The following is a 19,022-nucleotide window of genomic DNA, read 5'->3' as shown; positions in this document are numbered from 1 at the left end:
GTCAAAAATTAAATCTCATCGTCTATTGAAAGGGCATATTCTATCAATTCTGAGCCATGGCTCACATACCAACCAACGCTATTCGGTCTATCATCACGGAGAATCGCATTGTCTTTCCCAGACTTTTTAACAGCCTTCAAATCAGACTCCGTTTTGTAGACAATCTCGTAATCACTTCCAGTCTCTTCCACCAACTCCGCACTATCCCTCAGAAACTCCGAATCCGTATTCAATCCCAAATCGCTTTTGGGAGTAATAGTAAACTCTCTAGCACCGAGTTCGTTCATGAGATTTTCAATTTCAACTCGATCTTCGGCGTCATCTGCATATGGGTGTACCGTTAGCTCAGATTCCGTAACAGTGTACTCGCTCAGTATTTCAGTTAGACTTTTATTATTATCTATGAATTTTAACGTGATTGATCCGTCATCCTCGCTCCTGAAAGCCTCGTAAGCCCTCTCAAAATTGTCTTTGAAGTTCTTATTCCGTACTCTATAAACCTGATTAAAGATGATTATTTCCTCAACTGGGTCGATAATGAACATTGAGTAGTCAGACTCCTTGGTTGACTCCTCCGATTCTACGAAGTCTGCTTCTTCCCTGTCGTATATTTCTGGATCATTTCTGTAAGACTTCCCAAACTTGCCAACAATACATCTATTCGAGCTATTCGATTTGTTGATGATATTGTTCCCTCGAACGTCTCCGAAGAACCACTCATTTTCTGGCTCTTCTTCTTCATCGTCGTCTTCTGGCGGATAGACTCTAGTATTCCTGTCAGTAAACGCCATCATCTCTTCGTAGAATAAATCCTGTTCTGTATTTTCTGAGTTGTAGCCTGCGAATAGAGTTAATTGCTGATCGAACTCAATGCGAGCTATGTAGAATTCTACTTCACTCATAGTGGGACCTACGAAAAGTAGTAGATGTTGATATAAATAACTTACCTAGCGTTCATACATTCTGTGTCCTGTCAGAGCGAACTTCTTAGTGTACTCCGATTCCGAAACCTACACCCACACCCTCGCCTAACTCCGGGTGATGCGACGCCGACTCCGCGAGACCACACCGAGTCGAGCCGACACCACACGACTCGCCAGACTCGTCTCCCTCCTGCTCGCACTCCTCGGCGTCACGCTCCTCGCCACCCCCGCCATCGCGCACAGCGGCGCACTCAGAGCCGCCACCGCGCGCGACCTCGCGATTCCGACGTGGCTCTTTCTCGCTACCGGCGGCGGGACCGTCGGTGCCTCCTTCCTGCTCGCCTCCTTCGTCACCGACCGGGCGTTCATCCGGTCGATCCACGACTGGGGCGAGGACATCACACCCCCCGACATCCTCGGTCGCGCGCTCCGACTCGCGGGCCAACTCTTCGGTCTCTCTGCCCTCACAGCGATCCTCTACTTCGGTTTCCTCGGCCCGGACACCCCCCGGCGGAACCTCGCCATCCTGCTCGTCTGGGTCGCGTGGTGGGGCGGCTACGTCGGGTCGACCTACTTGCTGGGGAACTCCTGGCCCGCGATCAACCCCGTGCGGACCGTCGCCGAACTGCTCCCGTCGCTGGACTACGACTACCCCGACCGACTCGGCGCGTGGCCCAGCGTGGCCGGCCTGCTGGCGCTCATCTGGATCGAGGTGATCAGCCCTCTCGCGGACGAACCCACCTTGCTGGCTACCACCGTCGCGGGCTACTGCGCGGTGACGCTCGTCGGCGCGCTGGTCGTCGGCCCCGACACCTACTTCGCCCGCGTCGATCCGGTCTCGCGGGTGTTCCGGTACTACGGCCGGGTCGCGCCACTCGGCCGCGACGAGTCCGGGAACCTCGAACTCCGCCTGCCCGCGATGTCGCTCACCGAGGAACGCCTCGTGACCGGGGTGGACGAGGTGGCGTTCGTGGTCTGCCTGCTGTTCGTGACCACCTACGACGGCTTCGTCGGTACCGGCCCGTGGGCCGACTTCGCCCGGGCGGTCGTCGGGGTCGGGGTCCCGCCGCTCGCCGTCTACCTCGGCGTGTTCCTCCTCGGCTTCGCCGCCTTCCTCGGCGTCTTCTGGCTGGCCAACCGATCGGCCCGCGAACGGGGCGGGACGTACCTCACGACCGCGTATCTCGCCCGCCGATTCGCACCGTCACTCCTGCCGATCGCGGCGGGCTACCACCTCGCGCACAATCTCGGGTACGTCCTGACACTCCTGCCGAACCTCCTCTCGGTGCTCGCCTCACCGGTCGACCCGCTTCAGAACCCGCCGATCTTGGCGGCACTGCCGGGGTGGTTCGGCGGACTGGAACTCGCCTTCGTCCTCCTGGGCCACCTGCTGGCGATCTGGGTCGCCCACGCGACCGCCTACGAACTGTTCCCGCGCCGGATGGACGCCGTCCGGAGCCAGTACGGGATCACGCTGGTCATGGTGCTGTACACGATGATCAGTCTCTGGATCGTCTCGGAACCGCCCGTCGAACCGCCGTTCCTCTGACCTGCCATGCTCGACGACACCACGCCCGACCGAGGCTCACGCCCGACCGCCGCAGACGACCAGACCGCCGTCCCACCGGACGAGACACCGGAGACCTGCGACTACTGCGGGCGACCGTTTTCCGACGCCGAGTCGCTGACGCTCCACCGGGGACTGGCACACTACGAGTCACTGACGGAGGCGGACCAGGAGGCGTTCGTCGAGGCGTACCGGGCAGAGGAACCGGACCTCCGGCGGTTCCGGATCGTGGCGCTGGGACTGCTGGTGCTGATCTACTTCGGGTTCCTGCTGCTGTACGCCGGTGTCACCTGAAACAGAAGGGAGTCGAGTCGCGGGGAGTGAGTCGCGGGACTACTCGTCGTCGCCGTCGTCTTTCATCGACTGCAACTGGTCGATGAGTTCCTCGTTCGACGCACCGGTCTCGAAGGTGGCTTTGCCGTCGTGGTCGTTCTGGTGGACCGAGACACCGTCGCTGTCGTCGAGGTCGGTGTCACTCTGTTGGTTCTCCTGCTCTGACTCGTCGTAGCTCCCGAAGCCCATACTCCCACGTCTCTCCCGAAGCAACAAAAACGGGCCGGTCCACCACCTGCTGGGTGGGTGACACCAGTCGGCACACCGAGGGGAGCCGACAGCAGTAGACATACCCGCCTCGACCGTGAACCGCCGGCGATGCCAGACCGACTCCGCCTCGCTCGCCTGTCCGGGACCGTCGCGCCGGTCGTCTCGCTCGGGTGTATCCTGCTCGCGACCCTGCTCGCGCCGTGGTTCTCGTGGACCGACGACGCGCTCTCGGAACTCGGCGTCACAGCTACCTCCGCCGTCGCGCCGCTGTTCAACTACGGACTCGTCGTCGGTGGTCTGCTCGCGGTGCCCTACGGCCTCGCGCTGTGGGCCGACACCGCGAGTCGGTCGTCGTCGCCGGACCGCGGTCTCCTCGACGGCCTCGCCGGTCGGCTGGTCGCCGTTCTCTTCACCGCCTCGGCACTCTCGATGGCACTGATCGGCGTCTTTCCGATCCCCGCCCGCCTCTCGCTCGGCGGCACGACGGTCGAACCGCACTTCTCCGTCGCGGTCGGGTTCTACCTCGGCTTGACGGCGACACTCGCGGTCGACGGACTCAGACGCGTCCGGCAGGCTGCCGGACAGGTCGCGCTGCTGCTGGCGGTCGGCCACATCGGCTACTGGCTCGCGTGGGCACAGGGGTTCAGACTCGGGCCGGGGTTGGCGATTCCGGAGACGGTCGGGGCGCTGGCGTTGACCGCGTGGTTGTGGGGAGTCAGTCCGAGTCGTCCTGCGGCTCTGTCCCGCCTGCATCGGCGAGTTCTGCGAAGCGATTGATGTCCGCGTCGATGCCGGCGACGATCAGGTCGTCGGTCGCTCTGACGACGAAGTCCGGGCCGACGTCGGTGATCAGGTCGCCGTTGCGTTCGGCGGCGATGACGGTGCAGTTGGTCCGCGCGCGCACGTCGGCCTGTACGAGACTCTGGCCCGCGAGACCGGGCGCTTTCGTCCGGACCACGTCCACCTGCGTACTCGGCGAGATGACCTCCTCGTCCAGCAGTTGGGAGGCGAGCAGGCGACCGCTGACCGTCGAGAGCGCGAGGACGTACTCTGCGCCGGCCCGGTAGAGTTTGCTCACGCTCTCGCGTTCGTTCGCGCGGGCGATGATCTCCGTCTGTGGGGAGAACTGGTTGACCACCAGCGCGGCGAAGATGGTCGTCGTGTCGTCGTCCAAGGCGAGGAGCACGCTCCGGGCGTCGGCGACACCGGCCTCCTTCAGCGTCCGGCGGTCGGTGATGTCGCCGACGATGTCCACGCCGGGTTTGTCCTCGAGATCGACCACGGTCGTCGGGACGCCCTCGCCGACGAGCACGTCGCTCGCCGTGGTACCGACCTCGCCGGACCCGGCGACGACGACGGTTCCGCGTCGGTAGCGTCGAGCCTTCGAGAGTGTCAGGTCGCGCAGTTTCTCGACCTGTTCTTCCTGCCCGGAGACGAGCAGGATCGTGTGTTCGTCGATCACCGAGTCGGGGTCGGGTGGGCTGACGAACTCGCCGCGGAACCACGCCCCGATGATGTTGACCCCGGTGATCTCCGCGATCCGACTGTCGGCGATCTTCCGGCCGACCACGTCCGCACCGCGCTGGACGAGCAGTTCGGCGATCTCGAAGTCCTCGCCGATCTCGATGGCGTCCAGGTCGGCCGAGACGGACGTCGTCGCCTTGTTGGCGAGACTCTCCCCGAGCAGTCGCCGGGGGGAGACGACCCGATCCGCGCCCGCGTACCGCTGGTAGTCGGCCACCTCGGCGTCCTCGATGATGCTGACGACGCGCACCTCGGGGGCGACCTCGTTGGCCGAGAGGACGATACTCGCGTTGCGTTCGTCGGTGTCGTCGGCCACCAGCGCGGTGGCGGCTTCGAGGTTCGCCGCTTCGAGCGTCTCGACGGACTCGGGGTCGCCGTGGACGACGGCGTAGTCGTCCTCGAACAGGTCCCGGGCGGTCTCGCGGTCGGACTCGACGATCACGTAGGGGACGTCCATCGCGTCGAGTTCGTCGACGAGGGTGTCGCCGCGCGGGGTGAACGTACAGATGACGACGTGGTCTTCGAGGTCGGTGTCGGTCGGCGGGTCGGTCGCCAGCGCCTCCTCGAACAGGGGGACGAGGATGAACGGGAAGGTCGTGAAGAGCAGGCCGACGCCGGTCAACTGCATCACGATCATCAGGATGCGGAGCGTCGGCGTGGACCACTGGCCGGCGTCCTCGCCGTAGCCGGTCGTCGTGAACGTCTCGACGACGACCAGCAGCGACTCGGTGAACGTCCGGGGCTGGCCCTCCAGGACGGTCATCCCGACCTGGTAGGCGACCGTGAACACCAGCGTCGCCGCGACGAATGCGACGAGGAAGTACCCGACGCGGCGTTTGGCCCTCGACATCGCCCGAGGCTTGGCCCTGCCGGGTATAAAGTCCGTGGAAGTGTCTGGCCCGTGGCCGGTGGTTGTCGACGGCCGGAACACCGACCGGGACAACGGTTTTCGCGGTCGCGTCCCTGCCTCGGGTATGGAGGACCCGGTCGCGGAAACTGGTGACCTCGAGTCGACTGGATCGCCGGCACGTCGGCGCGTCAGTCGCGTCCCCGCGGACGCACCGGACTGCTGTCCGGTCTGCGACGCCGACTACGACTCGGTGTCGCTCCACGACGCCGGCCTCCTGGTGAACCTGCTCGACAACGACCTGTATCGCCGGGTCTGTTTCGAGCCAGTGTCGCAGGACGGCGTGGCGATGGTTCGCTTCTACCATCACACGCACGAACAGGTGTAGCGAGTCGGGAACGCACTAGGGAACGCAGACGAATCAGTTGTAGAGGGCTCGGCTCGGTCGGTCGCGGGAGCGGTCACTCGGTCGTCGTAGGTGGCGGTCGCGGTTGCTGTGCAGTCGACCATCCCAGTGTCGGCAGAACCACAGTCACACGATCCAACATACTCTCACTGGCGCACAAACCAAACGTCCCACTCACACCCCACGTATTCCGGCACCCCGACGCTTTTGCCGACTCCACGCGACCACCCGACATGGCCACTAAACTCCCCGACAGCGAGTTCACGGCACGTCTCCGTGAGATTCGCGGCACTCTCGCGGACACCGACGCCGACGCCGCGCTGTTCTTCGACGCCACCAGCATCGAGTACCTCTCCGGCTTCCACCACATCCAGACCGAACGCCCGGTCGCACTGGCGGTCACGCCCGACCGCGTCGAGATCACGGTCCCGCGACTGGAGGTCGAACGCGTCGACCCCAACGAGCGCATCGACGCGGTCCACTCGTACTTCGACTACCCCGGCGGCGACCCGATGGGCGTGATCGTCTCGATGTGCCGGGACCTCGACGTGGAAACGGTCGCCGCCGACAGCGACGGCGCACCGGGCGTGATGGGTTACGAGGGCCCCGCGCTGTCCGACTCGCTGACCGTCACCACCCAGTCGTGGGTCCCCCGGATGCGCTGGGAGAAGACCGACGCCGAGGTCGACCTCATCCGGGAGTCCGCGAAGTGGGCGAACCTCGGCCACCGCTACCTCGCGGACTACACCGCGGTCGGCGAACACCCCGCGACCGTCTCTCAGCGCGCTTCGACCGACGCCTCCCGCGCGATGCTGGACACCCTCGGCGACCGCTATTCGGTCCGGGAACGCGCCGACGGCCCGGTCTCGGCGGGCTACATCTCGGCCGAGGAGACCGCCCTCCCGCACGGCCACACCCCGAACGAGCGTCTCTCGGAGGGCGACGTGTTGATCACCGGTGCGACCGCGAACGTCGACGGCTACTACTCCGAACTCGAACGCACGATGTTCGTCGGCGACTACTCCGACGAGGACGAACACTACTTCGAGTTGATGCTCGAAGCCCAGACGCTCGCCATCGACGCACTCGGGCCGGGCGTCCCGGTCTCGCACGTCGACCAGGTCGTCTGGGACTACTTCGAGGAGCAGGGCATCACCGACCTCGCGCGCCACCACGTCGGGCACAACATCGGTCTCGGCGGGCACGAACCGCCGTACATCGACCGTGGCTGGGCCGACCACTGCGACGATCCCGCCGACGCCGAGATGGCTCCCGGACAGGTCTACACGATCGAACCGGGAATCTACACCGACACGGCCGGCTACCGCCACTCCGACACGGTCGCCATCACCGACCACGGCGTCGAGTGGCTGACGAACTTCCCGCGCGACCTCGCGTCGAACGTCGTCTGAGCCCGCAGGGGGACCGACCGCTGTCGCCGACCGTCGACCGCCGACCGCTGTCGCCGACCGCCGACCGTCCGCCGGGAACCACCACCTTCACCACACCGTCACCCCACCACTCGACAGTGGCAGTCTCCTTCGACCTGTTCGGTACGCTGGTGGCCGCCGACCGACCCGCCGACCCCGCTGCGGCGGTCGCCGACGAACTGCGTGCTCGCGACGTTCCCGTCCCGGACGACTGGGGCGACGCCTATCGTGAGCCACAGATCGACGCACCGCCGGGTGCGGAGGTCCCACTCCCGGCACACGTCTCTGCTGCACTCCGGAGTCGCGGCGTCGCCGCGCCGAACAACGCCGCCAGACGCGCGGTCGTCGCCGCCTTCGATCCCACGGTGGAGACGCGGCCCGGCGCTGTCGGGGCGGTGCGGGCCGCCCGCGAACACGGCGTGGTCGCACTCCTGTCGAACTGTGCAGTGCCCGAACTCGTCGGGCGGACGCTGATTCGCTCCGAGGTGGCGCGCGACGACTTCGACGCGGTCGTCACCAGTGTCGGCTGTGGCTGGCGGAAGCCGGATCGGCGCGCCTTCGAGTCCTGTGTGGACGCGCTGGAGACCGACCTCTCGACGCTGGTCCACGTCGGCGACGACCCGGCGACCGACGGCGGGGCCGACGACGCGGGCGCGGTGTTCCTCGACGTGGCCGACGTGTCCCTGACCGACTTTCCCGAGTGGCTGGAGGCGCGAGCGTGAGACGGAACGGTCGCTGTCCCCGAACGGCAGCAACGCCGGTGATACCCGGATGTTGACCGCGCTTCGAGGTGCGGTCGGCGCACTCACGCGCTTCTCGGCCGGCATGGACGACGAGTGGAGCGCAGTCCGGACGACACCGGTGGTGCTCCCGGTCGTCGGTGCCGTGATCGGCCTACTCGCCGGCGTCACGTTGCTCGTCCCCGCGCCGCTCGCTACGCCGCCGGCGCTGTACCTCGGCACGCTGTACCTGCTGACCGGGACGCGTAGCCTCCGGGGACTGGCGTCACTGGCGACGTCTGCGACCGACGAGACCGCGCGCGAGAACGCCGAAGCCGGGACTGGACTCGTCACGGTCGTCCTCGTCGTCGTCGCTCTCGCACTCGGGGCGTTCTCGCTGGTCGGCACGGGCGGCGGCGGCCTCGGCGGACTGGCGGGTGCGTCGATCACGCTCTCGCTCGTCGTGGCGAGCGAGGTGGCGGCGACGGCGGGGATGGCGACCCTCCTCGCCCGAGGTCTCGGGACGTCCGAGGACTCGGACGGCGGGCAGACCGACGAGGCGGCCACCGAACGGGGAGGCGAGGCGGACGCGACCGCGTTGCTGCCGGTCGCGGTCGTCCTCCTGTCCTGTGTCGCGGTCGTCCCGGCGGTGGCCCGACCGGCGGTCGTCGCCACGCTGGTCGCCGGTATCCTCGTGGCACTGGCGGTCGGCGGGTCGACACCCGGCCGAGCAGCGGTGCCACGGGCGGAGCGAACTACAGCGACACCCGCGCTCGGTGCCGCGAGAGAACTCGGCCGCGTCGTCGCGGTCCACGTCGGCGTGGTCGTCTGGACGCTCGTCTGACTCCGGCGATTCAGCCAGTGAACGTGGAGTCGTCGGTGGTCGACGCGGTTGCGGCCGTCGAGCGCGGACAGTGACGCGGTCGCGGCCGTCCTGTGCGTCCCTCACGGTGGAGTAGCCGAGCCACGGGTCCGCCTGCTGGCCGCACTGCTCGACGAGTGAGACCGCAGGGAGAAAGTCGAGACGTGATCAGGCGTGCTGGGCGATGGCGGACTCGTAGGCCGATCGGTCGCGGACGCCGACGATGCGCTGGACCGCCTCGCCGTCGGCAAACAGCATCACGGTCGGGACGCTCCGGACGCCGTACTGCTGGGCGATGGCCTGCTGGGCGTCGATGTCTACCTTCGCGACGGTCGCGGCGCTCTCGCGGGCCAGCGTCTCGATCGTCGGTTCGAGCATCTGGCACGGACCACACCAGTCCGCGTGGAAGTCCACGAGGACGACCCCCTCGCTCGTCAGTTCCTGAAACTCGGCGGGACTACCGACGTGGATCGGTTCCGAGGGTTGCTTCGCGGACTGTTCGGCCCCATCGTCGGTCTGCTGGAGGAGTCTCTCTCGTTTCTGTGCTCTGATCTCCTCGATGTCGTCTGTGTCGCTCATCGACAGCGAGTTGGGTCGCCGACGACTTAACGGTTTTGTGTAGATTGCACAAGATAACCCCGGTGGCCGCGTGTCCCGTGGATCGTCACCGGCGTCGAGCGACGACCGGTGTCACGGTCCCGCCCCCGACAACGCCACCCTACACGCGGTATCTGCGTACTAACTAAGCCCTTCGCACCCGACGACCCGGACATGCCCACCTTCCCCGAGTACCTCGACGTGGACTACGAGGCCGGCACCGGCGAGTCGGCCGCCGACTATCCGAGTCTCGGCGACAAACTGGACAAGGCCATCGAGGTCACCCGCACCGCACTCGAACAGTACCGGAAGCCGGCCGTCATGTGGACCGGCGGGAAGGACTCGACGCTCGTGCTGTACGTCGTCCGCGAGGTGGCCCGCGAACTCGACCACGAGGTGCCGCCGGTCGTCTTCATCGACCACTTCGAGCACTTCGCCGAGACGACGGACTTCGTCCACCGGTGGACCGACCGCTGGAATCTGGACCTGGTCGTCGCCCGCAACGAGGAGTTCGCCCGTCTCGACGCCGAACCCGGCGAGGCGATCCCGGTCGCCGACCTCTCCGAGGCGACCCGGCGCGAACTCGCTCGACTGGAGTACGACGAGGACACCGTGGTCGTCGACGCCGACACGCTGGTCGGCAACCACCTGCTGAAGACCGTCGCCCTGAACGAGACGCTGACCGAACACGGCTTCGACGGGATCTTCTCCGGCGTGCGCTGGGACGAACAGGAGGCCCGCGCCGACGAGACGTTCTTCTCGCCGCGGCACGACTCCGAGAAGTACCCGCCCCACGACCGCGTGCATCCGATTCTGCAGTTCGACGAGCGCGCCGTCTGGGAGGCGATGTGGTCGTTCGTCGTCCCCGACGCCGTCCCGGACTACCCGGCGGGCTACGTCCCGGAGAGCACCGACGACCTCCCCGAGGGCGTCACGGCCGAGGACATCCCGGTCTCGCCGAAGTACTTCGAGGGGTTCCGGTCGCTCGGCACCGAGTCCGGATCCGGCACCGCCGGCGAGACACCGGCGTGGTTGCAGGACATGGAGGGCACGACCGAACGCGAAGGGCGCGCACAGGACAAGGAGAACCTGATGGCACGGCTTCGCGACCTAGGCTACATGTGACGAACGTCTCGAGAGGACCGATCTGACAGCTGATCTGTCGGGTTCTCGGTGAGTAACCCACACAGTTGATACTCTCGCGTGACGTACGATACCGTATGTCACGAGACGACTCCCTCCGCTTCCGCGAGGTGCAACGACTCCGCGAGCCGATGCTGTCGTTCGTCGTCGTCACCGTCGCACTCCTGCTCGTCGTGGTGAGCATCGCCGAACCGATGGCGCTCCTCCTTCGTGGACTCCTCCTCGCGGTCGGTGTCGGGGCTGTCGTGCTCCTCTGGGTCACGCGACTCGTCGTCGAGGTCCGACCCGACGCGGTGTCGATCCGCGTCCGGCCCTTCGGTGACCCGCGAGTGATCCCCGCCGAACGGATCGAGCGTGTCGGTCGACACCGCCACCGGTCGGCGACGACGTTCGGTCGGTGGGGCGTCCACCTCGGACTCGGCGACCCGCCGACCTACAACGTCGCCGGCGAGGAGGGCGTCGTCCTGCGACTCGCAGACGAGACCGTGATCGTCGGGACCGCCCGCCCGGCGGACCTGCTCGCCGCGATCCGCGGACTGGACACCGAACTCGCCGAACCGACGGACCGGGACTGGTCGCTTCGCGGGCGAGCCACGTCGCTCGGCAGTGTCACCGGCGACGGCTTCGTCACGCGCTCGAAGGAGTAGTGGAGTCGGTCGGCGAAGTCGGTCGCCGGTGCGCGACTCAGTTCGCCGCGCGGTACTCGCCGTACTGGACGCCGAGCGCGAGACAGATCAGTCCGAAGACGACGGTCGAGGGGAGGACCATCATCAGGACGGTCCCGGTCGCCATCACGCCCGATGCAGCCAGTCCGCCGACGCCGACGGCGATCAGCGCGGCGAAGATCACGGCGGTCTTCGTGAGGTCGAGTGCCATACCGCACCGTAGGACGGAGGCCGATTAAGGGTTACCTTCGACGCCGACGAGACCGGCGACGGCTCCCCCGTTCGGGTCCCGTTCCGTCTCGCTCGGGTGGTCCGACCCCCGTCAGAACCCTGCCGACGAGCCACTGGTCTCGTCGCGTTTCGGCCGGATCACGTCCGCCAGCGTGACGACGAAGCCGAGCACCCAGCCCAGCGGCACCGAGATGGCGACCCACATCGCCACGTAGCCGATGCCCTGCAGGTCGAACCGCGCGGTCAGCAGGTCGCCGATGCCGCCGACGAACAGCACGTTCTGCAGGAGCCAGATCGCCAGTCCCCGACTGCCCGGAAACACCACGCCCGCCAGCGTCGGCGAGTAGAGCGCGGCGACGACCGGCGGGAGGAACAGCGCCGTGACGCCCGCCGGATAGGCGAGCAGGACCGACGTTCCCCGGCCGCCGACTCGTGCGAAGACGACGCCGAGTGCGGCCGAGACCGTGGCGACGACACTCGCGGCGACGAGCGCGACCACGCCGTCGAGCGGGAAGTTCCGGAGCCACGCGACCGCCGACAGCGCGCCCCACGCCAGGATCGAGACGCCGACCACGCCGACCACGCCGAGCCGTGTCGTCGCGCTGTCGAGTCGCGTGGCGTTGAACCGGACGAAGAAGCCGAGCAAGAGGAGGGGGTAGAAGACGGCGACGAGTGGGACGCCGAGCGCCGACCACGCGAGGTAGGCGACTCGCTGCAGTGTCGTCTCCGGTCGCCAGCGACCGATGATCGTGTCCTCGGCGTCGAGCTGCCGGGGAAAGGCGAGTTCCATCCACGTGTCGTGGAGTCGCCGGACGTCGATCCGGATCGCCCCCACCAGCCCCGGCTGTGTTGCCCCCGGTTGCATACGAACTGTGTTGTGCGGGAGGCCGACGTGAAACTTGTGGCTTCAATCGCCGGCCGTCGCGTTCTGGACAGTCGCCGGTCGGGGACCAGCGGCGCGGTCGGTCAGTCGAGTCGCCGGTCTACCACGGCGCGAACCCGGGGTCCACGCGGCGGTCGGTCTCGTCGATGGCGTCGATTTTCGCCACGTCTTCGTCGTCCAGATCGAGCGACAGCGACGCCCAGTTGTCGGCGATGTGGGCCTCGCTGGTCGCCTTCGGGATCGCCGTCACACCCTTCTCGCGGAGCCACGCCAGCGACACCTGCGGCGGACTGGCGTCGTGCTTCTCGGCGATCCCCTGCAGTTCCGGCACGTCGAAGACCTTCCCGCGCGCGAGCGGGGAGTAGGCGACGAGTTCCACGTCACGCTCGGCGCAGTGCTCGCGGAGTTCTTCCTGCGGCAGGAGGGGGTGGAGTTCGACCTGGTTGGCGAAGATGTCGTTCTCGGCAGTCTCGATGGCTTCGTCGACCTGCGCCGGTTCGAAGTTGGAGATGCCGATCCGGTCTGTCAGCCCCTCCGCGACGAGGTCGTCGAACGCGCCGAGCGTCTCCTCCGGATCGTACTCGCGGGCCGGCCAGTGGACGTACAGCAGGTCCACGTACTCGACGCCGAGTTTGTCGAGACTCTCTCGGGTCGTCTCCACGACGCCCTCCGCGTCCAGATCGTCGATCCAGACCTTCGTGGCGAGGAAGATGTCCTCCCGAGGCACGTCGGCCTGCGCGATGCCCTCGCCGACCTCGGCCTCGTTGCCGTAGATCTGTGCGGTGTCGATGTGGCGGTAGCCCATCTCCAGTGCGGTCTGCACCGCGTTCACACACTCGTCTGCGTCGGTGTTCTCCCAGGTTCCCAGTCCGAGCATCGGCATCCCGTTGGCCGTCGGCACGTCGTCACTCTCGAGAGTCTGCTGAGTCATAGTCGGTCGTGGGTTGCGGCCGCGTGTGAAAAGACGTTGTGAAACCCGGCGCGTTCGCCGGTGTGGCTGCGGTTCGCACGATCTCGGCTCGGAACCGAACGCGGTCTCTGCCTCTCGGACTCGTCGTCGAACCGTCGCTCTCTCGGCGTGGTCGTCGGCTCCCTCGCGTCGCTCGGTCGCCGACTCCCGAGAGTGCCCGGTGTGCCGTCCTCGTGGACGGCGGTCGGTCTGCTGTCTGTCGGTGGACGGCGGTCGGCCTGCCCTCGGTCGATCGTGATCAGGTGCTCGCCAGTCAGTCGATCGTGGTCAGGTGCTCGCCAGTCAGTCAATCGTGGTCAGGTGCTCGCCAGTCAGTCGATCGTAGTCAGTCGACCTGCTGTCGTCTCCGTCTGCTCACTCCACGACCAGTTCGACCGGGTACTCCACGAGGTTCTCGTGGCCGTCGTCGGTGACGACCACGATGTCCTCGATGCGGACGCCGCCGACCGCCGGGTCGTACAGCCCCGGTTCGATGGTGATGACGTGTCCCGGTTTCAGTTCGCCACCACCCGGACTCACGCGGGGAAGTTCGTGCACGTCGAGGCCGACGCCGTGCCCGGTGCTGTGGATGAACCCCGTCTCGGTCGTGTGGTCGGACCGAAGCGTCGGATGACCCGCCGACTCGTACACGTCACACACCGCGTCGTGGACTGCTGCGCCGGTCACGCCGGGTTCGACCGCCGCCAGCGCGGCCTCGCGTGCCTCGTCGGTCACGTCGAACCACGACTCGATCTCCGCGCTCGCCTCGCCTTTCACGAACGTCCGAGTCATGTCCGAGTGGTAACCCGTCGCCTTGCTGCGCGGGAAGATGTCGACGATGATCGCCTCGCCGGCCACGAGCGGACCGCTCCCCCGGTCGTGCGGGTCGGCGGCGTCGCTCCCGCAGGCGACGATAGTCTCGTCCAGTGCACAGCCCTCCCGGAGCAGTGTCACCTCGATGGCCTCGGCGACGCGTTCGCTCGTCAACACCTCGCCCTCGTGCCGGAGTGTCCCGTCCTCGGCGACCGACGCCGCCCGGAGCAGTTCCTCGGCGCGAGCCATCGCCGATTCGTTCGCGCGCTGTGCCTCGCGGATGGCGGCCACCTCCTCGTCGGTCTTCGTCGCGCGAATCTCGGTGACGACCTCGTCGGTCTCCGGCGTCAGCGAGAGGTCCCGCTTTCGAAGCGGGTCGGCGGTGCCGAGGGGGAACGACGCCGGGACCGAGAGGTCGCTCGCGCCCGCACCGCAGTCCGCGACGAATTCCGCGAGCATACGGATGCGGGCCTCCTCGCGGCCGAACTGCTCGACCTTCTCGGCCCAGTCGTAGTCCGAATACCGGACGACGTGGTCCGCCTCGGCCTCCTTCGTCGCGCGACCGTACTCCAGGCCCGAGACGAGGAGGTGTGTCTCGCCGTCGGCCCGGAGGGTGACGAACTCGTCGGGGGCGTCGAAGCCGGCGAGGTAGCGCTGGTCGGAGTCCTCGCCGTCGTCGGCGACGAGGTAGCCGTCGAAGCCGGCGTCGGCGAGGAAGCTGTCGAGTCGAGAGAGATCGCGGCTCATACCACCGAGGGCGTCGCCGGCGGGTAAAGGGGTTGTCCTCGCGGAAGGTCGACCATCCTCCTCACCGCTGGTGGTCTCCTCGCCAGGCTCTCCACCACCAGTGATCCCCTCGCCAGGCTCTCTACCACCGGTGATCCCTTCGCCAGGCTCTCCACCACCGGTGGTCTCCTCGCCAGGCTCTCCACCACCAGTGATCCCCTCGCCAGGCTCTCCACCACCGGTGGTCTCCTCGCCAGCCTCGCCACCTCCGGTAGTCTCATTGTCCGGGTCGCCGACGCGTCGAACATGAACGTCTCCATCTCGCCCTCGCGGGTCCACGGGACGACGCGCGCGCCGCCCTCGAAGAGCTACACCCATCGGGCGATTCTCGCGTCCGGCTACAGCGACGGCGCGGTCGTCCGGGACGCCCTCGACAGCGCCGACACGAAGGCGACCGCCCGCGCGGTCGAAGCCTTCGGCGGCACGGTCGCGTACGACGACAGCCGACAGCACGCCACGCTGGACGTGACCGGCTTCGACGGCCGGCCCGAAGTCCCGGACGACGTGATCGACTGTGCGAACAGCGGGACGACGATCCGCCTCGTGACGGCCTGTGCCGCCCTCGCCGACGGCCTGACCGTGCTGACCGGCGACGACTCGCTGCGGTCGCGGCCGCAGGGGCCCCTGCTGGACGCGGTCGAGCAACTCGGCGGCCGGGCGGAGAGCACCCGGCGGAACGGACAGGCTCCCGTCGTGGTCGGCGGAGCCATCGAGGGAGGCAGTGTCTCGATTCCCGGCGACGTCTCCTCCCAGTACATCACCGCCCTGTTGCTGGCCGGTGCGGTGACCGACGAGGGGATCGAGGTCGACCTGGAGACGGAACTGAAGTCGGCCCCCTACGTCGACATCACGCTCGAGGTGCTCGCCGACTTCGGCGTCGAGACCGAGCAGACCGAAGACGGCTTCGCCGTCGAGGGGGGCCAGTCCTACCGCCCGGCAGACGGCGAGTACCGCGTGCCCGGGGACTTCTCCTCGATGTCGTACCTGCTCGCCGCCGGAGCCATCGCCGCAGACGACGAGGGACTGCTCGTCCGGGGCGCACAGCCGAGCGCGCAGGGCGACAGTGCCATCGTCGACGTTCTCGACCGGATGGGCGCGGAGATCGACTGGGACCGCGAGGCCGGAGAGATCGAGGTCCACCGCTCGGCCCTCTCGGGCGTCGAAGTCGACGTGGGCGACACGCCGGACCTCCTGCCGACGATCGCCACTCTCGGGGCGGTCGCGGACGGCGACACCCGGATCGTCAACTGCGAACACGTCCGCTACAAGGAGACCGACCGCGTGAGCGCGATGGCGGAAGAACTCGCCAAACTGGGCGCGAACGTCACCGAGCAGGAGGACACGCTGACGATCCACGGCGACGACACCGAACTGGTCGGTACCCGCGTCGACGGCCGGGCGGACCACCGCATCGTCATGTCGCTCGGCCTCGCCGGCCTCGTGGCGGAGGGGACGACGACCGTGGGCGGTGCCGAACACGTCGACGTGTCGTTCCCGGGCTTCTTCGACACGCTGTACGACCTCGGTGCCGAGGTTCACCGGGACTGACCGTGCTCCGGACCGAGATCGAACGCCAACTCCGCGACGAACACGAGGAGGGTGGAGCCGTCTTCCCGGCGTACGAGGACTACTGCTTCGGCAACGTCTCGGACACCATCGCGGCACTGTTCGGGGCCGACGCCGACAGACCGCTCCCGGCCGACGTGTTCGATGGCGTCGACGGTGTCACGACGGACGACGCCACCGACGGGAACGCCGCCGGCTTCGGTACGAGCGTCGACCGCATCGTGACGGTCGTCGTGGACGGCTACGGCCTCGACTCGTGGAAGCGCGACCAGGGCGACTACGACTTCCTCGGCCGACTCACCGATGGCGGGACGGTCACACCACTCACGTCGGTCTACCCCTCGGAGACGGCCGCCGCGATCACGACCTTCGAGACCGGCCAACTCCCCTGCGAGCACGGTCGCACCGGCTGGAACGTCTACGACCCCGAGACCGACCGGTCGTTCCTGCCGCTCGGGGGGCGGGTCAAAGCGGGCCCCGAGGCGGGTGCAGCGCACGTCACGGCCGGTGACGAAGCGGTGCTCGTCGCACCAGAGGCCAGTACGGGCGTCTCGTACCACTACGACCGACTGGCGGACGCGGGCGTCGACTGCCATCGCCTCCAGCCGTTCCCCGAGTCGAGTCCCGGCGTGACACAACACGAGTACGGCGACCTCGAAGAGTTCGGCGCACGGCTCGCTGGCGTCACCATGGCTAGCGCCACGCCGGGCTACGTCTACGGTTACGTGCCCCACGTCGACGCAGTCTCCCACGACTCGGGCACCGAGGGCGACGACTTCCAGTCGACGCTCGCGACGGTCTGCGAGCAACTGTCCGCGTTCGTTGCAGACTTGGACGCGGAGACGGCGGCGAACACGCTCCTGCTGATCACGGCCGACCACGGCCACGTGAACACCGACCCCGACCGGAACGTCGACCTCTCCGACAACGAGACCCTGATGGCGAACCTCCGCCGGCACGCCGACGGGACGCCGGTCTGTCTCTCCGGCAGTATGCGGAACGTCCACCTCCACCTGCAGGAGGGCACCGTCGAGGAGACCCGCCGCGCGCTCTCTGACCTCGACGCGCACGTCTTCACCCGGTAAGAGGCACTCGACCGGAACCTGTTCGGCGACCGGCCGGTCTCGGAACTCTTCCGCCGACGGTGTGGTGACTTGATCCTCAGCCACGACTGGCTCGGGACGTGGTTCGGCGAGGCGGAACCGGCCGAACTCGACATGGTGGGGATGCACGGCGGTCTCACCCCGGAGGAGATGCTGGTCCCGTTCGCCGCCGTGCGGGCCGACGAACTGTGAGGGTGACCGTCGAGTCCTCGCCGGCACTCGTCCGCCGACGACCGAGCCGACACGTCCTTGCGTCGAATGCAAGTTTCAAATGCTCCCGGCACCGACGCCGTGGTAATGAACGGCAATCGTTTCGGCCGACTCTTTCAGTTCACCACCTACGGCGAGAGCCACGGGGAGGCGATGGGTGTCACCGTCTCCGGCTGTCCCGCCGGCGTCGAACTCGACGAGGAGACCATCCAGCGGGATCTCGACCGACGCAAGCCCGGCCAGTCGATGATCACGACGAGCAGGGGCGAACCGGACAAGGTGAAGCTCAACTCCGGAACGCAGGACGGCTACACCACCGGGACGCCCATCGGGATGGTCATCCAGAACAAGGACGCCCGCTCGGGCAAGTACGAACCGTTCGTCACCGCGCCGCGGCCGAGCCACGGCGACTTCACCTACTCGGCGAAGTTCGGCACGCGTAACTGGGGCGGCGGTGGTCGCTCGTCGGCCCGCGAGACGGTGAACTGGGTCGCGGCCGGCGCGGTCGCAAAGCAGGTGCTCGCCGCCTCCGAGTACGACGTCGAGATCAAGGCGCACGTCAACCAGATCGGCGACATCGAGGCCCCCGACGTCTCTTTCGAGGAGATACTCGAACACTCGGAGGAGAACGAGGTCCGGTGTGCCCACCCCGAGACGGCCGAGAAGATGCGCGACCGCATCGACGAGTACCAGAAAGCGGGGGACTCCATCGGCGGGAGCATCTACTTCGAGGCGCACGGCGTCCCGCGCGGCCTCGGCGCGCCGCGCTTCGACTCCTTCCCGTCGCGACTCGGACGGGCGATGTTCTCCATCCCCGCCACGACCGCCTTCGAGTTCGGTCTCGGGAAGGACGCCCGCGAGTGGACCGGTCACGACCGCAACGAGGACTGGCAGTTCGACGAGGACGGCGACCCGACGCCGGTCGGCAACAAGCACGGCGGTCTCCAGGGTGGCATCACGACCGGCCAGCCCATCTGGGGCGAGGCGACCTGGCACGCGCCGACTTCGATTCCGAAAGAGCAGACCACGGTCGACTGGGAGACCGGCGAGGAGAAGCAGGTGCAGGTCGTCGGTCGCCACGACCCCGTCCTCCCGCCGCGTGCGGTGCCGGTCGTCGAGGCGATGCTGTACGTGACGGTGCTGGACTTCATGTTGCTCGGTGGGCGGATCAACCCCGAACGCATCGACGACCGGCCGGGCGAGTACGACACCGACTACCACCCGCGCAGTCCGGCGAATATGGACGAGGAGTGAG

21 protein-coding genes and 1 pseudogene are annotated in these 19,022 nt (G+C 67.2%); 13 read left to right on the top strand and 9 right to left on the bottom strand.

Annotated elements, in window-relative coordinates; translation table 11 throughout:
* Positions 1-8 precede the first annotated feature (8 nt).
* Entirely contained in the window at positions 9-902 is an 894-nt protein-coding gene (locus LI337_RS06120; protein WP_227228904.1) for a hypothetical protein, read from the bottom strand.
* Positions 903-1,113: 211 nt separating this feature from the next.
* Here LI337_RS06120 and LI337_RS06115 point away from each other — a divergent pair, with 211 nt between their 5' ends.
* Positions 1,114-2,472 carry a hypothetical protein gene (locus LI337_RS06115; RefSeq protein ID WP_380699636.1) on the top strand — a complete coding sequence of 453 codons (1,359 nt, stop codon included), beginning with the start codon at positions 1,114-1,116 and terminating at the stop codon, positions 2,470-2,472.
* Between the two features lie 6 nt (positions 2,473-2,478).
* Entirely contained in the window at positions 2,479-2,784 is a 306-nt protein-coding gene (locus tag LI337_RS06110) for a hypothetical protein (protein WP_227228900.1), read from the top strand.
* A gap of 39 nt (positions 2,785-2,823) precedes the next feature.
* Here the strand turns inward: LI337_RS06110 and LI337_RS06105 are convergent, their stop codons facing one another.
* Positions 2,824-3,012, bottom strand: coding sequence for a DUF5786 family protein (locus tag LI337_RS06105; protein WP_227228898.1), 189 nt, complete (start codon positions 3,010-3,012; stop codon positions 2,824-2,826).
* A 129-nt stretch (positions 3,013-3,141) separates the two neighbouring features.
* Here LI337_RS06105 and LI337_RS06100 point away from each other — a divergent pair, with 129 nt between their 5' ends.
* Positions 3,142-3,810 carry a DUF998 domain-containing protein gene (locus LI337_RS06100; RefSeq protein WP_227228897.1) on the top strand — a complete coding sequence of 223 codons (669 nt, stop codon included), beginning with the start codon at positions 3,142-3,144 and terminating at the stop codon, positions 3,808-3,810.
* Here the strand turns inward: LI337_RS06100 and LI337_RS06095 are convergent.
* On the bottom strand, positions 3,749-5,407 hold the full coding sequence (locus tag LI337_RS06095; RefSeq protein WP_227228895.1) for a potassium channel family protein: 1,659 nt from the start codon (positions 5,405-5,407) through the stop codon (positions 3,749-3,751). The genes LI337_RS06100 and LI337_RS06095 overlap by 62 nt on opposite strands.
* 205 nt (positions 5,408-5,612) lie before the next feature.
* Between LI337_RS06095 and LI337_RS06090 the strand changes: the two are divergent.
* From LI337_RS06090 to LI337_RS06075, 4 genes and pseudogenes are all read left to right on the top strand, one after another.
* Positions 5,613-5,792: pseudogene (locus tag LI337_RS06090) on the top strand (DUF8145 family protein); the annotation flags it as partial.
* Between the two features lie 251 nt (positions 5,793-6,043).
* On the top strand, positions 6,044-7,222 hold the full coding sequence (locus LI337_RS06085) for a M24 family metallopeptidase (protein WP_227228892.1): 1,179 nt from the start codon (positions 6,044-6,046) through the stop codon (positions 7,220-7,222).
* A gap of 116 nt (positions 7,223-7,338) precedes the next feature.
* Positions 7,339-7,962 carry an HAD family hydrolase gene (locus LI337_RS06080; protein WP_227228891.1) on the top strand — a complete coding sequence of 208 codons (624 nt, stop codon included), beginning with the start codon at positions 7,339-7,341 and terminating at the stop codon, positions 7,960-7,962.
* Positions 7,963-8,011: 49 nt separating this feature from the next.
* The gene (locus LI337_RS06075) at positions 8,012-8,803 is read left to right on the top strand and encodes a hypothetical protein (protein ID WP_227228889.1); all 792 of its coding nucleotides are present in this window, start codon (positions 8,012-8,014) and stop codon (positions 8,801-8,803) included.
* A gap of 186 nt (positions 8,804-8,989) precedes the next feature.
* On the opposite strand, the gene trxA is transcribed toward LI337_RS06075, so the two are convergent.
* Positions 8,990-9,400, bottom strand: a complete 411-nt coding sequence (gene trxA / locus LI337_RS06070) for a thioredoxin (RefSeq protein ID WP_227228887.1) — start codon at positions 9,398-9,400, stop codon at positions 8,990-8,992.
* Positions 9,401-9,592: 192 nt separating this feature from the next.
* Here trxA and LI337_RS06065 point away from each other — a divergent pair, with 192 nt between their 5' ends.
* Together LI337_RS06065 and LI337_RS06060 are read left to right on the top strand one after the other, a co-directional pair.
* On the top strand, positions 9,593-10,543 hold the full coding sequence (locus LI337_RS06065) for a phosphoadenosine phosphosulfate reductase family protein (protein WP_227228885.1): 951 nt from the start codon (positions 9,593-9,595) through the stop codon (positions 10,541-10,543).
* A 95-nt stretch (positions 10,544-10,638) separates the two neighbouring features.
* Positions 10,639-11,208: a hypothetical protein gene (locus LI337_RS06060; RefSeq protein ID WP_227228884.1), complete on the top strand. Its 570-nt coding sequence runs from the start codon at positions 10,639-10,641 to the stop codon at positions 11,206-11,208.
* A 37-nt stretch (positions 11,209-11,245) separates the two neighbouring features.
* Here the strand turns inward: LI337_RS06060 and LI337_RS06055 are convergent, their stop codons facing one another.
* The 5 genes from LI337_RS06055 to LI337_RS06035 form a co-directional block, all read right to left on the bottom strand.
* Complete coding sequence (locus tag LI337_RS06055; protein WP_227228882.1) at positions 11,246-11,437, bottom strand: DUF7333 family protein; 192 nt, start codon at positions 11,435-11,437, stop codon at positions 11,246-11,248.
* Between the two features lie 111 nt (positions 11,438-11,548).
* The gene (locus LI337_RS06050) at positions 11,549-12,322 is read right to left on the bottom strand and encodes a hypothetical protein (protein ID WP_227228880.1); all 774 of its coding nucleotides are present in this window, start codon (positions 12,320-12,322) and stop codon (positions 11,549-11,551) included.
* Positions 12,323-12,440: 118 nt separating this feature from the next.
* Positions 12,441-13,223: an aldo/keto reductase gene (locus tag LI337_RS06045; RefSeq protein ID WP_227229429.1), complete on the bottom strand. Its 783-nt coding sequence runs from the start codon at positions 13,221-13,223 to the stop codon at positions 12,441-12,443.
* A 441-nt stretch (positions 13,224-13,664) separates the two neighbouring features.
* Positions 13,665-14,849: a M24 family metallopeptidase gene (locus LI337_RS06040; RefSeq protein WP_227228879.1), complete on the bottom strand. Its 1,185-nt coding sequence runs from the start codon at positions 14,847-14,849 to the stop codon at positions 13,665-13,667.
* Complete coding sequence (locus LI337_RS06035; RefSeq protein ID WP_227228877.1) at positions 14,846-15,148, bottom strand: hypothetical protein; 303 nt, start codon at positions 15,146-15,148, stop codon at positions 14,846-14,848. Before LI337_RS06035 ends, LI337_RS06040 begins: the two co-directional genes overlap by 4 nt.
* Here LI337_RS06035 and aroA point away from each other — a divergent pair.
* The 4 genes from aroA (at position 15,135) to aroC (ending at position 19,021) form a co-directional block, all read left to right on the top strand.
* On the top strand, positions 15,135-16,436 hold the full coding sequence (gene aroA / locus LI337_RS06030) for a 3-phosphoshikimate 1-carboxyvinyltransferase (protein ID WP_227228876.1): 1,302 nt from the start codon (positions 15,135-15,137) through the stop codon (positions 16,434-16,436). The two genes, LI337_RS06035 and aroA, sit on opposite strands and share 14 nt — an antisense overlap.
* A gap of 2 nt (positions 16,437-16,438) precedes the next feature.
* Positions 16,439-17,539 (top strand): alkaline phosphatase family protein, encoded by a 1,101-nt coding sequence (locus LI337_RS06025; protein WP_227228875.1) that lies wholly within the window; start codon positions 16,439-16,441, stop codon positions 17,537-17,539.
* Between the two features lie 69 nt (positions 17,540-17,608).
* Positions 17,609-17,749: a hypothetical protein gene (locus LI337_RS06020; RefSeq protein WP_227228873.1), complete on the top strand. Its 141-nt coding sequence runs from the start codon at positions 17,609-17,611 to the stop codon at positions 17,747-17,749.
* 105 nt (positions 17,750-17,854) lie between these two features.
* On the top strand, positions 17,855-19,021 hold the full coding sequence (gene aroC, locus LI337_RS06015; RefSeq protein ID WP_227228871.1) for a chorismate synthase: 1,167 nt from the start codon (positions 17,855-17,857) through the stop codon (positions 19,019-19,021).
* Position 19,022: the final 1 nt, after the last annotated feature.

This window comes from Salinirubrum litoreum, assembly GCF_020567425.1.
GTDB classification, from domain to species: domain Archaea; phylum Halobacteriota; class Halobacteria; order Halobacteriales; family Haloferacaceae; genus Salinirubrum; species Salinirubrum litoreum.
The sequence above is the reverse complement of the archived record's forward strand: the minus strand, read 5'-3'. Positions and strand labels throughout refer to the sequence as shown.